This window comes from Nocardiopsis sp. RV163, from assembly GCF_001029525.1.
In the GTDB taxonomy this organism is placed as follows: Bacteria; Actinomycetota; Actinomycetes; order Streptosporangiales; family Streptosporangiaceae; genus Nocardiopsis; species Nocardiopsis dassonvillei.
On the sequence record NZ_LEKI01000130.1, the window covers coordinates 1 to 16,942 of the forward strand.

Genomic DNA, 16,942 nt, shown 5'->3' on the forward strand with positions numbered 1-16,942 from the left:
CGATAGAACGGCACCATGACCGAACTAGGAGCCGTCTTCCGCCCCCAACTGCCCCCCGAGCGCCTGCGCTCCGTGGCCCGCGCGGCCGAAGAGGCCGGGCTCGACCAGCTCTGGCTGTGGGAGGACTGCTTCCTGGAGAGCGGTGTGGCCGCCGCTTCGGCCGCCCTGGCCTGGACCGAGAACCTCACCGTGGGCGTGGGCCTGCTCCCCGTGCCCCTGCGCAACGTCGCCCTGACCGCCATGGAGACCGCCACCCTGCACCGGCTCTTCCCCGGCCGCGTACGCATCGGCGTGGGCCACGGTGTGCAGGACTGGATGTCCCAGGTCGGCGCGCGCCCCGACTCCCCTCTCACCCTCCTGCGCGAACACCTGGACGCGCTGCGCGCCCTGCTGGCCGGAGAACGGGTCACCACGCGGGGCCGCTACGTCACGCTGGACGACGTCGCCCTGGACTACCCGCCCGCCACCCCCGTTCCCGTACTGGCCGGTGCCCGCGGACCGCGGACCCTGCACCTGAGCGGACAGGCCGCCGACGGCACCATCCTGGACGCCACAGCGGGCGTGGACGGCGTGCGTAGGGCACGACGGCTGGTCGACCGGGGACGCCGGGCCGCAGGGCGCCCCGGCCACCACCCCGTGACCGTCTACCTGCTCGCCGCCACCGGCCCCGACGCCGACCGGCGCATTGCCGCCGAACTGCGCGCCGAGGGTCTGCCGCCGCAGGCCGGTGCGGCAGGGGGCGCCGACCGCGTCGCCGAGGCGGTACGGCACGTGGCCGAGGCCGGAGCCGACACCGTGGTGTTGCAGCCCACGGCCGACGAGCCCGACCCCGAGGGCTTCGTGCGCTTCACCGCCGAACGGGTCCGCCCGCTCCTGCCCTGAACCGCCCACCGGCCGAGCCGGATGCCTGCCGCACCGCGTCCGCCGCCACCGGTCGACCCTGTGGTCTGCGGGGGGAAGCAAGAAACCGCTGGAAGGAAGAGGACCGATGCTGGACCTGAGTTTCGCGCCCGAACTGCGGTTCTTCCTGCCCTCGCGGCACCGGAGCGGAACCGTGCGTGTGGAGGGCGACTCCACCTCCACCTCCACCCTCGGACACCTCGTCCAGTCGTTGGGCGTACCCCTGACCGAGGTCGGCGCGCTGCGCGTCGACGGCCGGACCGCCACCGCCTCCCACATCCCCGCCCCGGGCGAGGCCGTGCAGGTCCTGCCCGTGCAGTACCCGCAGCGCCTGCCCTTCGCCGAGCCGCGGTTCCTGCTCGACGTGCACCTGGGCACCCTGGCCCGGCGCCTGCGCCTGCTGGGACTGGACACCGCCTACGACAACGACCGCGACGACCCCTCCCTGTTCCGTCAGGCCAACGCCGAGGACAGGGTCCTGCTCACCCGCGACCGCGGACTGCTGAGCCGCAGCGGCCTGCGTGCGGGCGGCTACGTACGCGAACAGCGGCCCGCCGAGCAGCTACGCGAAGTGCTGGAGCGCTTCGCCCCGCCCCTGCGGCCCTGGACCCGCTGCCCGGCGTGCAACGGCGAACTGGTGCACACCACCAAGGAGCAGGTACGCGAGGACCTGGAGGCGGGCACCCGCGCCACCTACGACGTGTTCGCGCGCTGCTCCGGGTGCGAGCGGGTGTACTGGCCCGGCGCCCACCACTCCCGGCTGGCCCAGATCGTGCGCGAGGCCCAGGAGCTGGTGTCCGCGCGCCCCGGCCCGGCCTGAACCGCGCGGCAGGGCCGAACCGGTCGGGCTCTCAGTGTCTGTGGTCGTGGAACGGGCCACCCGCCCCGAAGACGCGCTCGGCGAAGCGTTCCCCGATGCGCCGGTGCGCGGCGGCGTCCGGGTGCAGCTCGTCGGGCAGCGGCAGCTCGGCGTTGTCCGCCTCACCGTAGAGTTCGCGCCCGTCGAGGTAGTGCAGGTTCGGGTCCTCGGCCGCGCGCTGGCGCACGATGCGCTCCAGTTCCTCGCGGATGACGGTGAGCGTCAGCTTACCGGCGGCGCGCTCGCCGGGGTCGCCGGTGGCCCGGAACCGCAGTTCCCCGACGCGCAGGGAGTCCGGGTCGAAGGCGCAGGGGCCGGGCGTGTCCTCGTGGATGGGACACAGGATCGGCGAGACGACCAGCAGCGGCGTGCCGGGATGGCCCTCCCGGAGGGTGTCGAGGAAGCCGTGCACGGCGGGGCCGAAGGCGCGCAGGCGCATCAGGTCGGCGTTGACCAGGTTGATGCCGATCTTGAGGCTGATCAGGTCGGCGGGGGTGTCGCGCATGGCGCGGGCGGTGAACGGGTCGAGCAGTGCGCTGCCGCCCAGACCGAGGTTGACCAGTTCCACACCGCCGAAGGAGGCGGCCAGCGCGGGCCAGACGGTGGTGGGGCTGGCGGCGTTGGAGCCGTGGCTGATGGAGCTGCCGTGGTGCAACCACACCCTGCGACCACGGTCGGGTGCGGGTTCGACGGCCGCGTCGGTGCGCAGGGCGACGAGTTCGGTGGTCTCGTTGTGCGGCAGCCAGATCTCGACGTCCTTGACACGGTCGGACAGGCCGGTGAAGCGCACGGTGGCCACCGGTCCGGGCCGGTGCTCGGCGGAACCGGTGGCCATGTCGATCGTCAGGGTGTTGCCGCCGGTCGCGCTGGCCTGGTCGACGAGCTGACCGTCCACGATCAGGTCGTACACGCCGTCCGGTCGGGGCGGAGCGCCCGTGTAGGCGCGTTTGGTGGGCAGCGTGTCGAGTTCGACGGCGCTGGCCCGGGTCCGGAAGGCCACTCGCACCCCGGAGGGTTGGGACTCGGCCATGAGCAACTGCGGGTCCTCGCACTGGGCGCGGGCCCGCTCGGGCAGCCGGTGCGGCAGCACGCCGTGCTCGGTGCGCTCCAGGTCCAGGGCGCCGCGCAGGAGGTCCGCGGTCAGGGGTGTGGTGGTCCAGTGGTGCTGGGTGTTCATGGTGTCAACCTGGTGGTCGGGGCCGTCGTGAGGTCTGGCGGGTCGGCGGGAGGGGCGGGCCGCGTTCAGGGTTCGGGCCAGTTGCGCAGTAGGGCGTCGAGGGCGTCCAGGGTCCGTGTCCAGGTCTCCTGGGTGTCGGGGGCGCTGTGGCTGAACCCTCCGCCCAGTTCCAGGGTCACGTAGCCGTGGAAGACGCTGCCCAGAAGGCGGACCGCGTGCGTCTGGTCCGGCTCGGACAGGTCGTAGCCGCGCAGGATCGCCCGCGTCATCTGCGCGTGCCGCACACCGGCGCTGGCGGCTGCCGTCTGCGGGTCGAGTCTGAGCTGGGCGGCGGCGTAGCGGCCCGGATGCTCGCGGGCGTAGTCGCGGTAGACGTTGGCCAGGGCGGTCAAGGCGTCCTTGCCCGCCCGTCCGGCCAGGGCGTCGGAGGCCCGGTCGGCGAGCTCCTCCAGGGCGAGCAGGGCGATCTGGGTTCTCAGGTCCTGGGAGTTGCGCAGGTGTGAGTACAGGCTGGCGACCTTGACGTCGAAGCGCCGGGCCAGTTCGGAGACGGTCACCCGCTCGAAGCCGACCTCGTCGGCGAGTTCGGCTCCCGCCTCCGTGAGGCGTTCGGTGGTCAGTCCCGCGCGTGCCATAACACCTCTCCTCTCTTCCATAAGCGACTGTACATCTTCCTAAAGGGCTTAGGCAAAATTTTTTGGGCATCAGGCACGAGACCGTGCGGCGAAGGGAGGGTGGGAGTGCCCGCGCACCGTGCCCGCCCGGGCCGGAGAGGAAACTCCTGGTGCCGTCGATCGCGTCGACGATCCTCCGGCGCGGTCAGCGCTCGGGGGCGCGGGCCTGACGGCCGCCGCCCGCGCAACGGCGGGCCAGCCGCGCGAAGGCGTCCTCCAGCTCTGGCGGTCCGACGACCTCGAAGTCGGCGTCGAAGCGGCCGACCGCCGAGGCCAGGCCGACCCACGACCAGGAGCCGAGCACCAGTCGGCAGCGTTCGGGGCCCACCTCCTCGACCAGCCCGTCGTGCGCGAAGGGGGCAGCGGCGGAGGCGGGCAGGTCGAGGATCACCTCACCGAGGCAGGGCCAGTCGACCGCACCGTCCGAACCCCGGAACCGGCCGATGAGGAAGGACGCCACATCGCCCCCGGGCACCTCCCGCGGGGTGAACCTGGGGCCGTTGGGACTGCGCACCCCGATGCGGTCCACCCGCAGGGTCCGCCAGTCCTCGCGCTCCACGTCCCAACCCAGCAGGTACCAGCGCCCCGCCCAGGTGACCAGGTGATGGGGCTGGACCCGGCGCGGGCCCACGGCGTCCGCCTCCTCCCGAAAGCAGGACCGGAAGGCGGTGGCGTAGTCCAGGCGCAGTTCCTCGCGGGCGTGCACGGCGGCGCTGATCTCCCTGAGCACCCCGCCGTCGGCCCGCGCCCGCGGGACGGCGGGCGGTGCGACCACGGCGACCCGGACCGCGTCGATCCGCTGGCGCAGGCGGGCGGGCATGACCTGGCGAACGGTGTTGAGGGCGCGCGCCGCGGCCTCCCCGGTCCCGGCGCCGCTGGCCGTGGCCGCCTGGAGCGCCACGGCCAGCGCGACGGCCTGGTCGTCGTCGAACAGCAGCGGGGGCATCCGCGATCCAGCGTCGAGCCGGTACCCGCCGTCGGGCCCCTTGAAGGTCGTGATCGGGTAGCCGAGTTCGCGCAGACGGTCCACGTCGCGGCGGACCGTGCGCGCGCTGACGTCCAGCCGGGCGGCCAGGTCCCGGCCCGACCAGTCCCGGCGGGTCTGGAGCACGGAGAGCAGCGCCAGCAGACGAGCGGAAGCCTTCATCACCATGGAACACATCCTGCTGGAAGTAGAGGACACATCCTGGCCCCTACCCCTGCCAATGTGAGACCGCAGACGCCGACAGGGGCCGACACGGGAACGGTCATCGCAGTCCACGACCTCGTGGGCGGCGTCCGCCCGTGACACGGACCCGCTCGGCGCCTGTTCACACCCGACACGACCAGGGAGCCGGCATGTCCGTCACGACCACGACCCACCTGAACCTGCGCGGCGACGCCCGCGCGGCGCTCGACTTCTACCACTCCGTGTTCGGCGGGGACGTCGTCGCCGTCACCTACAAGGACGCGGGCAACGTCACCGATCCGGACGAGGCGGACTGGGTGGTCTGGGGCCAGGTGGTCGCGGACAACGGGTTCCGCGTCATGGCCTACGACGTGCCCTCGGCGATGCCGTGGGAACAGGGCGAGAACGCAGTCTTCGTCTCCGTGCGCGGTGACAGCGCCGACGAGATCACCGCCTTCTGGGAGAAGCTGTCGGCCGACTCGACCATCGTGCAGCCGCTGGAGCCCTCCCCGTGGGCGCCGCTCTACGGAATGCTCAAGGACCGCTTCGGCGTCGTCTGGGTCCTTGACGTGGCGGCCCCGTACACCGGCTGACCTCCCGTGGAGGGGTGTGCGCCGGGCCGTGCGCCCGCCCGGCGCGCACCCCACGGCCCCGGGATCGCGCCGACAGCCGGCACCGCGGCCGGGAGGCCCTCAGAGCGCCGGTCCGGTGACTTCCTGGGTGCCGAGAACGGCGAGCAGGTCGAGGAGGTCGGCGCTGTCGGTGCCGACCGCGGGGGTGAACCAGAGCAGCCGCTGTCGGCCGTCCTCGCTGAACAGGTGGAGACAGTTGACCTCGATCAGGCCGAGCGCGGGGTGGTTGAGGCGTTTGCGGTCCTCGCGCCGGAACGCCACGTCGTGTTCGGCCCACAGGGCGGCGAATTCGGGGGAGGCTTGGGTCAGCGAGCTGATCATCGAGCGGGCTTCGGTGTCCTTGGCGTCTCGTCTGGCGGCGGCTACCCGCAGGTCGGCGACGAAGGCCCGGGACTGGCCCTCGTGGTCGGCTTCGGGATACATCTGCCGGGCGCCGGGCTCGGTGAACCACCGGTGGACGAAGCTGGCCCGAGCGCCGCGGAGTCCGGAGTGGTCCCCGAGCAGCGCTATCGCCAGCGGGTTCTGCACGAGGGTGACGTGCAGGTCGGTGATGACCTGTGCGGGTGTCGACGTCAGACGGATGAGCAGGTCGAGCATGCCGGGGTGGACGTGCGAGGCCGCTCCGCCGTGCGCGGGCACCGGGCGGTCGGCCAGGTGGTAGAGGTAGTCGCGCTCGTCAGCGGTCAGGCGCAGGGCTCTCGCCAGCGCGGCGACCATCTGCTCGGAGGGCTGGGATCCGGCGCCGCGTTCGAGTTCGTTGTAGTAGTCCACCGACGCGCCTGCGAGCTGGGCGACCTCCTCGCGGCGCAGCCCTGGCACCCGCCGCCGCAGCCCGTGGGGGAGCCCCACATCGGCCGGACGGATGCGTTCGCGCCGCGAGCGCAGGAAAGCTCCCAGCTCGGTGTACCTCACAGAACCCATGCCGTCCATTGTGCGTCCGGCCGGGCCGTCGGCACAGGGGATGAGATCCCCTGGTTCGGCCGGTCGGCGGCGTGCACCGTGGAGGACATGACTACGGACCACAACACAAGCACCCCTGCGCCGGACGCGCGTGTCGCCGTCGTCGCCGGCGGATCACGCGGCATCGGCCGAGCGGTCTCCCTCAGGCTCGCCCGGGACGGCCTCGCCGTCGTGGTGAACTACGCCCGCGACGCGGCTGCCGCCGAGGAGGTGGTGGGGGCGATCACCGCCGCCGGCGGGCGGGCGGTCTCGGTGCGCGCTGACGTGGCGGACGAGCACGCGGTCGCCGAGCTGTTCGACCGGGCTGAGCAGGTGTTCGGCGAAGTGGACGTCGTGGTGAACTGCGCCGGCCGACTCGCTCTGTCGCCCATCGCCGACCTCGACTTGGCGGTGCTCGACGCCGTGCACCGCACCAACATCCGCGGCGCCTTCGTCGTCGCCCAGCAGGCCGCCCGACGACTGCGCGCGGGCGGCTCGTTCGTGGGCTTTTCGACCTCCGTGGTCGGCACCAGCTTCCCTGCCTACGGTGCGTACGCGGCGAGCAAGGCGGCCGTCGAGTCGATCACGCTGATCCTCGCCCGCGAGCTGCGCGGGCAGGACATCACCGTGAACACCGTCGCCCCCGGCCCCACGGCCACGGACATGTTCCTCGAAGGCAAGACGTCCGAGCAGATCGAGCAGCTCGCCGAGGCCGCGCCCCTGGAGCGGCTGGGGACTCCGCAGGACATCGCCCAGGTGGTCGCCTTCCTCGCCAGCCCGGCAGGGCACTGGGTGAACGGCCAGGTCCTTCGGGCCAACGGGGGCATGGTGTGACGCCACGGTCGAACGCCCTGCTCCGACGCCCGGCCGGTCAGCACCGACCGCTTGTGCCCTGACCACGCAACCGCCGACGCACGCGTCGGCCCCGGCCGCGACGGCGGCGGGGCGGAGTCGCTCATGTGCGCCCCGGTCCGGGCGCGGTCCCGCCAGCGGTTCGGCGCCGACGAACCGCTGACCCCCGCGTCGGCGTCCGCCGACGCCTGCACCAACCGGGAACGGCCCCGTGGCCGCACGTTCTCGGACACCTGCTTGCGCGTCACGGAAGAACCCGTCCAAGGAGGACACCCATGCCTTTCGCCAACTTCAAGGTCCCCGCGGGCACCATCACCGCCGAGGACAAGAAGAAGCTCGTCGAGCGCACCACCGACCTGTACGCGGAGATCTACGGCGAGCGGGCACGGCCCACCACCGTCGTGCTGGTCGACGAGGTCGCCGACGGCGGCTGGGGCGTCGCCGGCGGCGTGCTGACCGCCGCCGTGCTCAACGGAGACGACTGACCTCCCTCCCGTGCGGGGCTCGGCACCGCGGTGCCGAGCCCCGCACGGGACAGGGCCGTTGGCCAGTTGCCAGGTCGTGGCCGACGGCCGCCGGGTGCTCCTGAGCGCAGAGCCTCGGCAGGTCTGCTCTCCGACAAGCTTAATAACGTTTCGTTTGTTACGTTATTTGTTAACGTAAATAGGATCCGCATACGCAACGGAGGCTCGAACACCCCCGCACTCTCACCTCCGATAAGTGAACCTTATAAGGTGTTACTACATGTGTTACTACAAAGAAGGCGGGGGAGCCCGGAGTTTCGTTGGCGCCGCCTCCCGGAGCCGCTGAGCAGGGATCGAAAACGCGACGGATACAGCGAGGGCTGTACTAACGTCGCGTGGCCCCCAGGGCCCTCCTGTCCCGGCGCACGCGACCTGCTCCACTCGCCTCTGGAGTGCTCCGGTCTGGTGAGATTCGCAGACGGTGTGCGCAGCCGGGCAGCTCCCTTCGCGATAGACGTGCTCCCCCCGTTCAGCTCTCTCGTCCGAAGTGCTCAGGTTCCCTGTTCCGCGAACCGGGCAGGGCCTTCGACGCCACCACCGACTCAGGCGGTGTGCCCGACGGCTACCGGGACATGGACGAGCGCAGATGCCCGCTCGCGCCTCCGCGCGGACCCGCACGTTTCCTTGGCAGGGCCCCGACCCGCGCTGTGGCAGGATCCCTCCCATGTCCGTACGCGAACTCGTGGTCCTGGGCACCTCCAGCGCGGTGCCCACCCGCCGCCGCAACCACAACGGCTACTTCCTGCGCTGGGACACCCACGGCGTCCTGTTCGACCCCGGTGAGGGAACCCAGCGCCAGATGCGCCTGGCGGGCCTGGCCGCCACCGACATCACCCGCATCTGCGTCACCCACTTCCACGGCGACCACTGCCTGGGCCTGCCCGGCACCATCCAGCGCATCGCCCGCGACCGGGTGCCCCACACCGTGCGCGTGGCCTACCCCGCCGACGGCCAGAGCTACTGGCGGCGGCTGCGCCACGCCACCGCCTTCCACGACACCGACGTCGTACTCCCCCAGCCGGTCGGCGGCACCGGTTCCTGCCCGCTGGGCGAGCCGGACCTGCGCGTCACCGCGCTGCCGCTGCGCCACTCGACCACCGCCTACGGTTACCGGCTGGCCGAACCGGACGGCTGGCGGATGCTGCCCGAGCGGCTGGCCGCCCACGGCGTGCGCGGCCCCATGGCCGGTGAACTCCAGCGGCGGGGGTCGGTCACCACCGCCCGGGGGCGCCGCGTGGAGCTGGCCGACTGCGCGCGGCCGCGCCGGGGCCAGGTCATGGCGTTCGTGATGGACACCGCCGAGTGCGAGGAGGCGGTCGAACTCGCGCGCGGAGCCGACATGCTGGTGATCGAGTCGACCTACCTGGACACCGAGGAGCACCTGGCCCGCGCCTACGGCCACCTGACCGCCCGCCAGGCCGGGCGCGTGGCCGCTCGCGCCGGGGCGCGCACCCTGGTGCTCACCCACATCTCCGAACGCTACGAGGACCGCGACGACGCCCGCTTCCTCGCCGAGGCGGCCGCCGAGTTCGACGGGCCCGTCACGCTGGCCCAGGACCTGCAACGCCTGCCGGTGCCGTCCCGCGACTCCTGAGCAGGGCGCGTTGGGGTAGAGTTCCGGGGCACCGCACCGTACAACCGAGGGGGTGAGGACGATCTCCGCTGTCGCAGGAGGGGCGTTCCCACCGCGAGGTCACACACCCGCGTCGTAGCCGGAGCGCCCGACAGTTCGTCGAAAGGCTCTCGTGGCATCCCCACCTTCCCCGGTCTCCTCTGCCCTCGTCGCCCGTCTGCGCGGGGCGGGCTGCGTCTTCGCCGAGCAGGAGGCGGACCTGATCGCCTCCGCCGCGCGCACCCCCTGCGAACGGGATCTGATGGTCCGGCGACGCTGCGCCGGTCTGCCCCTCGAACACGTCCTGGGCTGGGCCCTGTTCTGCGGGCTGCGCGTGCGCGTGGACGAGGGCGTGTTCGTGCCCCGTCCCCGCACCGAGTTCCTGGCCCGCCGGGCCTGCGCCCTGCTCACCCCCGGCGCCGTGGCCGTGGACCTGTGCTGCGGTTCGGGGGCCCTGGGCGCGGTCCTGGCGCACACCCGCGCCGACATCACCCTGCACGCCGCCGACATCGACGCCGCCAGTGTGGCCTGCGCCCGGCGCAACCTGCCCGGGCACCGGGTGCACCGGGGCGACCTGTACGACGCCCTGCCCCCGGACCTGCGCGGCCGCGTCCAGGTGCTGGTCGCCAACGTGCCCTACGTCCCCACCGACCGGATCGCGCTGCTGCCCGCGGAGGCGCGCGTGCACGAGGACCGGCGTGCCCTGGACGGGGGCCCGGACGGGCTGGACCTGCTGCGCCGTGTGGCCGCCGGGGCCGGCCGGTGGCTGGCGCCGGGCGGCCGGGTGCTGGTGGAGGTGGGCCGGGAGCAGGTTGTGGCGGCGCGGGAGGCCTTCGCCCGGGGTGGTCTGGCCTGTGAGGTGGTCTCCTGCCCGGAGTGGGAGGCCACCGTGGTCACGGGTGCCCGCTGACCGTCCGGACCCCCGTGTACGCCGTGCCCGGGTGAACCGTCGCCGCGCCCGGGCACGGCGGTCAGGTGTCCTGGTCGTCGGACCTCTCGGACATCCGGTCGCGTACCTGGGTCAGGGTCTCGATCAGCTTGTCCAGGTAGGGGCGGTCCCCGCTGTCGTCATGCAGGTGCAGGGTCACTCCGGGGGCTACGTCGACCAGGGCCAGGGCCAGGAGTTCGGGGTGGTCCCGGCGCCAGAACACCTTGACGTCCTCGGCGTTGGGCTGGCTTATGGAGAGCTTGACGGTGGTGGTGATCGAGGTGGTGCTCACGGGGTTCCTCCTGGAGGCGACGGGGTTGCTTCGTTCGGGTAGGGCGGTGCGCGGCCGCTCGTGAGGCTTCGTCGCGGGGCCGGGTCGGATGCGCCACTCCTGTGGGCCCGGTGTCCATGGCGTGACCTCTCCCCTTACCTACCCGCGGGCGGGCGCACCGCCCTTTTTCCGGCCTACCGGTTCGTGCGGACCGGCCGCGCGCCACGTTTCGGTCGCCACCGCACCGTGTACGGCGCATGCTGGGGGTATGCACGCTCCCGACGCCGCCCGCCTGGCCGCCCTGGCCTCCCTGCTGGCCGACCCCACCCGCGCCGGGGTGTGCCTGGCACTGCTGGACGGGCGGGCCTGGACCGCCGGGGAGCTGGCCCGCCACACCGGGGTGGGCGCCTCCACCGTCAGCGAACACCTGACCCGGCTGGTCGAGGGCGGTCTGCTCGCCCAGGAACGCCAGGGCCGCCACCGCTACGTGCGACTGGCCGACGAGGCGGTGGCGCACCTGGTGGAGGCACTGGCCGCGCACGCCGCCCCGGGCCCGGCCTACCAGCGCCCGCGCACCCTGCGCACCGTGCACGCCGACCGGGCCCTGGCGCGGGCGCGCACCTGCTACGACCACCTGGCCGGAGGGTTGGGCTGCGCCGTCACCCGGGCCATGACGCAGCGGGGCCTGCTGACCCAGGACACCGGGTTCGCGCTCACCGAGGCCGGGGTGGCCTGGTTCGCCGAGCAGCGGATACCGCTGGCGCGCGGCGGGAAGCGCCCGCTGGTGAGATCGTGCCTGGACTGGACCGAACGCCTGCCGCACCTGGCCGGAACGGCCGGGGCCGCGCTGTGCCGCCACGCGCTGGAGGCGGGCTGGTGCGCGCGCGTGGGTTCGGGGCGGGCGTTGCGGGTCACCGAACAGGGCGAGCGGGCCTGGCGTGAACTCTTGGGTGTGCGGACCGCGACGTCCCGATGAGCACCGCGACGTCGTGTCCTCCCAGGCCTGCGGCACGGGCCGCGGTGATCGACGGCGTTCGTCGACAGCGTTGACAGCGTTCCCGGCCCGCGCTGGCAGCCGCCGGTGGCCTCGCCCTGCGGTGGGTTCCGTCCTGCGCCTCACTCCGGAAGGGCGCCCACCACCCGCGCCTGGCCACCCGCCCCCTGGACCCGGCCCGCACCGCCCTGTACGACCTGGCCCTTCACCTGTCCCTGGTCGCCGGACCCCTGCGCCTGCTCGACGGCGGCCACCCCGACCGCGCCCTCATGCTCGGCATCGTCGAGCACAGCCTGCACATCGCGCTGGCGACCACCGCCTGACACACTCGCTGCCCATGGACGACACCATCACCGGCCTGTGGAGCACCGACACCGTCTGGCTCAACACCGCCCAGTACGGCATCCCGCCCCGGCCCGCCCACCAGGCCCTGAACGAAGCCGTGCGCTCCTGGCACACCGCCACCGGGGACCCCGGGGCCTGGGGGCGCGAGCTCGAACAGGCCCGCGTCAACCTGGCCGCCCTGGTGGGCGCGCCCGCCGACGACCTCACCCTGGGCGCCAGCACCGCCCAGATCGCCGGAACCATCGCCGCCAGCCTGCCCGACGGCGCCCGCGTCCTGGTCCCCGAGGGGGACTTCGCCTCGATCGTCTTCCCCTGGCGGGCCCAATCCGACCGCGGCGTCACCGTGGAGGCCGTCCCCCTCGACCGCCTGGCCCAGGCCGTGGACGCGCGCACGCACCTGGTCGCCTTCAGCACGGTGCACTCGGCGAACGGACGCCTGGCCCCCACCGGCGACATCGTCGCGGCCGCCCGCGCCCACGGCGCCCTGGTCGTGGCCGACGCCACCCAGGCCGCCGGGTGGACGCCCCTGGACGCCACCGTCTTCGACGCCCTGATCGCCTCGGCCTACAAGTGGCTCATGGCGCCGCGCGGCCTGGCCCTGGCCTACCTGTCCCCCGACCTGCGCGCGCGGCTGCGCCCCAACAACGCCGGTCCGGCCGCCGCCCGCGACACCGCCTCGGCCATGTACGCCGCCCGGATGGACCCGGCGCCGACCGCGCGCGCCTTCGACACCTCGCCCAACTGGTTCGCGGCCGTGGCGGCCGCCGCCTCCAGCCGGGTCCTGCTGGAGGCGGGCCTGGAGAGGGTGCGCGCCCACAACACCGCCCTGACCGACCACTTCCGCGCGGCGCTGGGGCAGGAGCCCGCGCACTCGGCCATCACCAGCGTCGACCTGCCCGGCGCCGCCGAGCGCCTGGCCCGGGCCGGGGTGGTGACCACCGAGCGCGGGGGCCGCACCCGCCTGTCCTTCCACCTGTACAACACCCTCGACGACGCCGAGCGCGCCGCCAAGGCCCTGCTCCAGCCCTAGGCGTATCGACCTGAGAGGTTGGTGACGCGGGCGACGCCCCACCGGCGCGCCGCTTCCCGTAGGGACCCCCAAGCCCCACCGGCGCGATCCGCCGCTTTCCCCGTCGAGAAAGGGCGGATCGCACACGCGGACGGGTGCGCTCGCGCCCCGGCTTCGGGGGGAGCGCGTCCCGCGCCGTTCGGGGCGGATGAAAACCCTGTGGTCGCCCCCCAGCACCGCTGCCACACTGACGCGATGACCCACAACCCGTACGACTCCCCCGATGTGGCCGCCCTCTACGACGTCCTCAGCCCGTGGGGGCCCGGCGACGACTTCTACCTGGGCTTGGTCATGGCCGCGCCGCGCGTGCTGGACGCGGGGTGCGGCACCGGCCGTCTGCTCCACCGCGCCCGCACCCGCGGCCACACCGGACACCTGGTGGGCCTGGACCCGGCTCGGGCCATGCTGGAGGTGGCCCGCGGGCGCACCGAGGCCGTCTCCTGGGTGCGCGGTGACCTGTCGGACCACACCTGGCAGCAGGAGTTCGACCTGGTCACCATGGCCGGGCACGCCTTCCAGGAACTGCGCGCCGACGAGGAGATCAGCACCGCGTTGGAGGCGATGCGCCGCGCTCTGGCCCCGGGCGGCCTGGTGGCGTTCGAGACCCGCAACCCGGCCGCCCGCGCCTGGCAGAGGTGGACCCCAGCCCATCCGCACCAGGCCACCACCGCCGACGGTGTGCGCGTGAGCGACGTCCACGAGGCCGCCGCGCCCACGCCCGAGGGGCTGGTGACCTTCACCAGCACGACCACCCGCTCCGACTCGGCCCTCCCCTTGCGCACCGTGAGCACCCTGCGCTTCGTGGGGGCAGACCACCTGGACCTGCTGCTGGAGCGGGCCGGGCTGCGGGCCGCCGAGCGGTTCGGGGACTGGGACCGCTCGCCCCTGACCGCGTCCAGCCCCGAGATCATCACTCTGGCCCGAACCCGCTGACCACGCGTTCCACGCCCCGGACCCCGACGCGCACGGGGCCTGGGGCGTCGTCGTGTGGGGTGGCTCACACCGCCTTGACGCGCCCGAAGTCGTCAATAAACTTGAGTCCATCAGCATCAAGCCGAGGTTTTTCGGGGGTTCTTCCATGCTTCTCACCCGCACCATCCCCTTCGACGTCACCGCCTCCACCGCTCCCGCCGCGCGCAACGCCGCCATGGACGCGGTGCGCACCCAGGACGCCCTCGTGGTCCGGATCGACCTGCCCGGCGTGCCCGCCGACGACATCGACCTGGAGGTGGAGGGCTCGGTGCTCACCGTCCGCGCCCAGCGCCCCGAGCGGGCCGCGGAGGGCCGCGTCCTGGTCGGCGAGCGGCCCGTCGGCGCCGTCACCCGCCGCCTGCGACTGGGGCAGGACCTGGACACCGAGCACATCGAGGCCGACCACACCGACGGCGTCCTGACCCTGCGCGTCCCGGTCGCCACCAAGGCCCAGCCGCGCAAGATCCTCCTGGGCCAGGGCGGCGCCACCGCCTGACCCGGCAGAACAGGAAGGGGGTGTGAGGACCGCGGGGGACTTCACACCCCCTTCTTCGCGTGCCCGCCCGCCCCGCGCCTTGCCGCGGGGCGGGCACTGTGCCATCCTCGAATTGGGCGAGCGACCAATACGTTCGCCCAAGGCAATCGACCAAGAAGCAGGACGCACATGGCACCACGCGGCGAAGACGTCAAAGGCCGCCTGATCCGAGCAGCGGCCGAACTCATCAGCGAACGCGGCTGGTCAGCGGTCAGCACCCGCACACTCGCCGAACGCGCGGGCGTGGGCCCCGGCCTGGTCCACTACCACTTCCCCTCCCTCCAAACCCTGCTCACACAGGCCGCCACCCAGACCATCACCGCCATCGTCGAGGAGGCCGCCCACCTGCTGGGCCCCACCACCACACCCGAACAGGGACTCACCCTGATCCTGCGTGACCTGGACCGCTACCCCGGCGACGACCCCGCCTCCCGCCTGGTCACCGAGACCTACCTGGCCGCCACCCGCGACCCCCGCCTGCGCGAGGCCGTCACCGGCGTCCTGGACCTGATGCGCAGCCACCTCACCGACTGGCTCACCCACGCCGGCGTCCCCCGTCCCCGCCAGACCGCCACCGTCCTGGCCGCGACACTGGACGGCGTCCTGCTCCACCGCGCCCTCACCCCGGACCTGACCTCCACCGAGATCGAACCCGTCCTGCGCCGCCTGCTCACCCACCACACCCCAGGAGCACACCCATGAGAGCGCTCGTCTGCGGAGCCGGAATCGCCGGACTGACCGCGGCCCACCGCCTGCACACCCACGGCTGGCAGGTCACCGTCCTCGAACAGGCCCCCCACCCCCGCACCCAGGGCTACATGATCGACTTCTTCGGCCCCGGCTACCAGGCCGCCGAACTCATGGGACTACTGCCCCGTCTGCGCGAACTCGGCTACCACATCGACCACGCCACCTTCGTCGACCGCCACGGCACCCCCCGCGCCACACTGGGCATCCAACAGTTCTCCCACCTGGGCGTGGTCTCCCTCATGCGCCCCGACCTCGAACGCGCCCTGCGCCAGACCCTGCCCCCCGACGTGCGGGTCAACTACGACGCGGCCCTGCACCGCGTCCACGACCACGGCGACACCGTCGAGGTCACCCTCGCAGACGGCCGCACCCTGACCGGCGACCTGCTCGTGGGCGCCGACGGCATCCACTCCACCGTGCGCGCCCAGACCTTCGGCTCCGAAACCGACCACCTGCGCTACCTGGGCTTCCACACCGCCGCCTTCGTCTTCACCGACCCCGACATCCACGCCCGCGTCGACGGCGGCTTCCACCTCACCGACACCATCGGCGCCCAGATGGGCCTGTACGGGCTGCGCGACGGCCGCGTGGCCGCCTTCACCGTCCACCGCAGCCCCACCCCCGACCGGCCCGCCGACCCGCGCGCCCAACTGCGCCGCACCCACGCCGACCTGGGCTGGCTGGTGCCCCGCGCCCTCCAGCACTGCCCCGACCCCGAACACGTCTACTACGACCAGGTCTCCCAGAGCGTGGTTCCCCACTGGAGCCGGGGACGCACCGTCCTGCTCGGCGACGCCTGCGGCGCGGTCTCCCTGCTCGCGGGCCAGGGCGCCTCCCTGGCGGTGGGCGGCGCCTTCGTCCTGGCCGAACACCTGGCCTCGGCCCCCACCGTCGAGGAGGGGCTGGGCCGCTACGAACACCAGTGGCGCCCCGAGGTCGAACAGCGCCAGCGCGCCGCCCGACGCACCGCCCGCTGGTTCCTGCCCCCCACCCGCGCCCAACTGCTCCTGCGCCGCACGGCCCTGCGCCTGACCGGCCTGCCCGGAGCGAGCCGCCTGCTGGCCGGGGCGCTCACCGGCAAACCCACCCCCGCCGTACGCGAACACACCCCCTTGACCGCCCACGGCTGAAACACCCCGCCGGGCACGCGTTCGCCCCTGCCCGGCAGGACCGGGAGAAACCACCGCGCCGACGACGAGCTCCCCGCCCACACCAGCGGCCGCAGGCCGCCCCGGAACTGCCACCGTCCGAGAGGAACGTGAAGCCGTAGCGCACGACCGCACCGGTCGGCCCGCCTCCGCCACCGGGCCGAGGAGCCGACGGGGCGGCCGCGCGGCACGGGCCGAGCCTCGACGGAAGGGACCACGACCGTGAAACCGAACGACCCCCGCTGTTCCCTGTGCGGACGCCAGTACGACGCCGAGTTCATGACGGGGCTGCCCTGCCGCGTGTTCAGCCGTGAGGACGTCGTGACTCCGGGGTGCCCGGCCCAACAGCACATGATCGCCGACTTGGAGGCCACCGCGCCCCGGGGCACCACCCCCGCGGCCGGAGGGTGCCTCATGCTCGTCCTGGCACTGCCGACCCTGCTGATCCTCCTGCCGGTGTGAACCGCGCCGTCCCCGCCCCCGGCGGCCCGCACCCGCTCACCCGGCCTCGACCACCCCTCACGGGCGTACCAGCACGCCCGCGACCGAGCCCCCCACCACCCGGTCCGCCACACCGACCCGCGCGCGGCGAA

At 73.3% G+C, this 16,942-nt stretch carries 20 protein-coding genes; 14 read left to right on the forward strand and 6 right to left on the reverse strand.

Annotation, left to right across the window (positions count from 1 at the left end; translation table 11 throughout):
- Positions 1-15 precede the first annotated feature (15 nt).
- On the forward strand, positions 16-882 hold the full coding sequence (locus tag ABD54_RS20035) for an LLM class flavin-dependent oxidoreductase (protein WP_047871050.1): 867 nt from the start codon (positions 16-18) through the stop codon (positions 880-882).
- Positions 883-988: 106 nt separating this feature from the next.
- Positions 989-1,720, forward strand: a complete 732-nt coding sequence (locus ABD54_RS20040) for a Mut7-C RNAse domain-containing protein (RefSeq protein ID WP_047871051.1) — start codon at positions 989-991, stop codon at positions 1,718-1,720.
- Between the two features lie 31 nt (positions 1,721-1,751).
- Here the strand turns inward: ABD54_RS20040 and ABD54_RS20045 are convergent, their stop codons facing one another.
- From ABD54_RS20045 to ABD54_RS20055, 3 genes are all read right to left on the reverse strand, one after another.
- Positions 1,752-2,936: a GDSL-type esterase/lipase family protein gene (locus ABD54_RS20045; protein WP_047871052.1), complete on the reverse strand. Its 1,185-nt coding sequence runs from the start codon at positions 2,934-2,936 to the stop codon at positions 1,752-1,754.
- Between the two features lie 65 nt (positions 2,937-3,001).
- A complete protein-coding gene (locus ABD54_RS20050) occupies positions 3,002-3,571 on the reverse strand; it encodes a TetR/AcrR family transcriptional regulator (RefSeq protein WP_047871053.1) in 570 nt (189 codons plus the stop codon).
- 184 nt (positions 3,572-3,755) lie between these two features.
- Complete coding sequence (locus tag ABD54_RS20055) at positions 3,756-4,763, reverse strand: YafY family protein (protein ID WP_200904149.1); 1,008 nt, start codon at positions 4,761-4,763, stop codon at positions 3,756-3,758.
- A 185-nt stretch (positions 4,764-4,948) separates the two neighbouring features.
- Here ABD54_RS20055 and ABD54_RS20060 point away from each other — a divergent pair, with 185 nt between their 5' ends.
- The gene (locus ABD54_RS20060) at positions 4,949-5,371 is read left to right on the forward strand and encodes a VOC family protein (protein ID WP_047871054.1); all 423 of its coding nucleotides are present in this window, start codon (positions 4,949-4,951) and stop codon (positions 5,369-5,371) included.
- A gap of 99 nt (positions 5,372-5,470) precedes the next feature.
- Here ABD54_RS20060 and ABD54_RS20065 read toward each other — a convergent pair whose 3' ends face one another.
- Positions 5,471-6,331, reverse strand: coding sequence for a helix-turn-helix transcriptional regulator (locus ABD54_RS20065; protein WP_235432127.1), 861 nt, complete (start codon positions 6,329-6,331; stop codon positions 5,471-5,473).
- Positions 6,332-6,418: 87 nt separating this feature from the next.
- Here ABD54_RS20065 and ABD54_RS20070 point away from each other — a divergent pair, with 87 nt between their 5' ends.
- The 4 genes from ABD54_RS20070 (at position 6,419) to ABD54_RS20085 (ending at position 10,247) form a co-directional block, all read left to right on the forward strand.
- Positions 6,419-7,183, forward strand: coding sequence for an SDR family oxidoreductase (locus tag ABD54_RS20070; protein ID WP_047871055.1), 765 nt, complete (start codon positions 6,419-6,421; stop codon positions 7,181-7,183).
- Positions 7,184-7,476: 293 nt separating this feature from the next.
- The gene (locus ABD54_RS20075) at positions 7,477-7,686 is read left to right on the forward strand and encodes a 4-oxalocrotonate tautomerase family protein (RefSeq protein ID WP_047871056.1); all 210 of its coding nucleotides are present in this window, start codon (positions 7,477-7,479) and stop codon (positions 7,684-7,686) included.
- Positions 7,687-8,389: 703 nt separating this feature from the next.
- Complete coding sequence (locus tag ABD54_RS20080; protein WP_047871057.1) at positions 8,390-9,319, forward strand: ribonuclease Z; 930 nt, start codon at positions 8,390-8,392, stop codon at positions 9,317-9,319.
- Between the two features lie 151 nt (positions 9,320-9,470).
- The gene (locus ABD54_RS20085; RefSeq protein WP_047871058.1) at positions 9,471-10,247 is read left to right on the forward strand and encodes a putative protein N(5)-glutamine methyltransferase; all 777 of its coding nucleotides are present in this window, start codon (positions 9,471-9,473) and stop codon (positions 10,245-10,247) included.
- A 61-nt stretch (positions 10,248-10,308) separates the two neighbouring features.
- Here ABD54_RS20085 and ABD54_RS20090 read toward each other — a convergent pair whose 3' ends face one another.
- Positions 10,309-10,557: a hypothetical protein gene (locus ABD54_RS20090; protein WP_047871059.1), complete on the reverse strand. Its 249-nt coding sequence runs from the start codon at positions 10,555-10,557 to the stop codon at positions 10,309-10,311.
- Positions 10,558-10,804: 247 nt separating this feature from the next.
- Here ABD54_RS20090 and ABD54_RS20095 point away from each other — a divergent pair, with 247 nt between their 5' ends.
- Positions 10,805-11,512: a helix-turn-helix transcriptional regulator gene (locus ABD54_RS20095; RefSeq protein ID WP_047871060.1), complete on the forward strand. Its 708-nt coding sequence runs from the start codon at positions 10,805-10,807 to the stop codon at positions 11,510-11,512.
- Between the two features lie 140 nt (positions 11,513-11,652).
- Here ABD54_RS20095 and ABD54_RS28620 read toward each other — a convergent pair whose 3' ends face one another.
- Positions 11,653-11,820 carry a hypothetical protein gene (locus ABD54_RS28620; protein ID WP_200904151.1) on the reverse strand — a complete coding sequence of 56 codons (168 nt, stop codon included), beginning with the start codon at positions 11,818-11,820 and terminating at the stop codon, positions 11,653-11,655.
- Positions 11,821-11,867: 47 nt separating this feature from the next.
- Here ABD54_RS28620 and ABD54_RS20100 point away from each other — a divergent pair, with 47 nt between their 5' ends.
- The 6 genes from ABD54_RS20100 (at position 11,868) to ABD54_RS20125 (ending at position 16,811) form a co-directional block, all read left to right on the forward strand.
- The gene (locus ABD54_RS20100; protein ID WP_047871061.1) at positions 11,868-12,905 is read left to right on the forward strand and encodes an aminotransferase class V-fold PLP-dependent enzyme; all 1,038 of its coding nucleotides are present in this window, start codon (positions 11,868-11,870) and stop codon (positions 12,903-12,905) included.
- 234 nt (positions 12,906-13,139) lie between these two features.
- Positions 13,140-13,877 carry a trans-aconitate 2-methyltransferase gene (locus ABD54_RS20105; RefSeq protein ID WP_047871068.1) on the forward strand — a complete coding sequence of 246 codons (738 nt, stop codon included), beginning with the start codon at positions 13,140-13,142 and terminating at the stop codon, positions 13,875-13,877.
- 145 nt (positions 13,878-14,022) lie between these two features.
- A complete protein-coding gene (locus ABD54_RS20110) occupies positions 14,023-14,412 on the forward strand; it encodes an Hsp20/alpha crystallin family protein (protein WP_047871062.1) in 390 nt (129 codons plus the stop codon).
- Between the two features lie 168 nt (positions 14,413-14,580).
- On the forward strand, positions 14,581-15,153 hold the full coding sequence (locus tag ABD54_RS20115; protein ID WP_047871063.1) for a TetR/AcrR family transcriptional regulator: 573 nt from the start codon (positions 14,581-14,583) through the stop codon (positions 15,151-15,153).
- Complete coding sequence (locus tag ABD54_RS20120; protein WP_047871064.1) at positions 15,150-16,331, forward strand: FAD-dependent oxidoreductase; 1,182 nt, start codon at positions 15,150-15,152, stop codon at positions 16,329-16,331. Before ABD54_RS20115 ends, ABD54_RS20120 begins: the two co-directional genes overlap by 4 nt.
- Positions 16,332-16,571: 240 nt before the next feature.
- Complete coding sequence (locus ABD54_RS20125; protein WP_047871065.1) at positions 16,572-16,811, forward strand: hypothetical protein; 240 nt, start codon at positions 16,572-16,574, stop codon at positions 16,809-16,811.
- Positions 16,812-16,942 lie beyond the last annotated feature (131 nt).

Bases quoted from the DNA above. Each gene is read 5' to 3' on its own strand.
- ABD54_RS20035 (WP_047871050.1), top strand. From the start codon at position 16: ATGACCGAACTAGGAGCCGTCTTCCGCCCCCAACTGCCCCCCGAGCGC.
- ABD54_RS20040 (WP_047871051.1), top strand. From the start codon at position 989: ATGCTGGACCTGAGTTTCGCGCCCGAACTGCGGTTCTTCCTGCCCTCG.
- ABD54_RS20045 (WP_047871052.1), bottom strand. From the start codon at position 2,936: ATGAACACCCAGCACCACTGGACCACCACACCCCTGACCGCGGACCTC.
- ABD54_RS20050 (WP_047871053.1), bottom strand. From the start codon at position 3,571: ATGGCACGCGCGGGACTGACCACCGAACGCCTCACGGAGGCGGGAGCC.
- ABD54_RS20055 (WP_200904149.1), bottom strand. From the start codon at position 4,763: ATGGTGATGAAGGCTTCCGCTCGTCTGCTGGCGCTGCTCTCCGTGCTC.
- ABD54_RS20060 (WP_047871054.1), top strand. From the start codon at position 4,949: ATGTCCGTCACGACCACGACCCACCTGAACCTGCGCGGCGACGCCCGC.
- ABD54_RS20065 (WP_235432127.1), bottom strand. From the start codon at position 6,331: ATGGGTTCTGTGAGGTACACCGAGCTGGGAGCTTTCCTGCGCTCGCGG.
- ABD54_RS20070 (WP_047871055.1), top strand. From the start codon at position 6,419: ATGACTACGGACCACAACACAAGCACCCCTGCGCCGGACGCGCGTGTC.
- ABD54_RS20075 (WP_047871056.1), top strand. From the start codon at position 7,477: ATGCCTTTCGCCAACTTCAAGGTCCCCGCGGGCACCATCACCGCCGAG.
- ABD54_RS20080 (WP_047871057.1), top strand. From the start codon at position 8,390: ATGTCCGTACGCGAACTCGTGGTCCTGGGCACCTCCAGCGCGGTGCCC.
- ABD54_RS20095 (WP_047871060.1), top strand. From the start codon at position 10,805: ATGCACGCTCCCGACGCCGCCCGCCTGGCCGCCCTGGCCTCCCTGCTG.
- ABD54_RS20100 (WP_047871061.1), top strand. From the start codon at position 11,868: ATGGACGACACCATCACCGGCCTGTGGAGCACCGACACCGTCTGGCTC.
- ABD54_RS20105 (WP_047871068.1), top strand. From the start codon at position 13,140: ATGACCCACAACCCGTACGACTCCCCCGATGTGGCCGCCCTCTACGAC.
- ABD54_RS20110 (WP_047871062.1), top strand. From the start codon at position 14,023: ATGCTTCTCACCCGCACCATCCCCTTCGACGTCACCGCCTCCACCGCT.
- ABD54_RS20115 (WP_047871063.1), top strand. From the start codon at position 14,581: ATGGCACCACGCGGCGAAGACGTCAAAGGCCGCCTGATCCGAGCAGCG.
- ABD54_RS20120 (WP_047871064.1), top strand. From the start codon at position 15,150: ATGAGAGCGCTCGTCTGCGGAGCCGGAATCGCCGGACTGACCGCGGCC.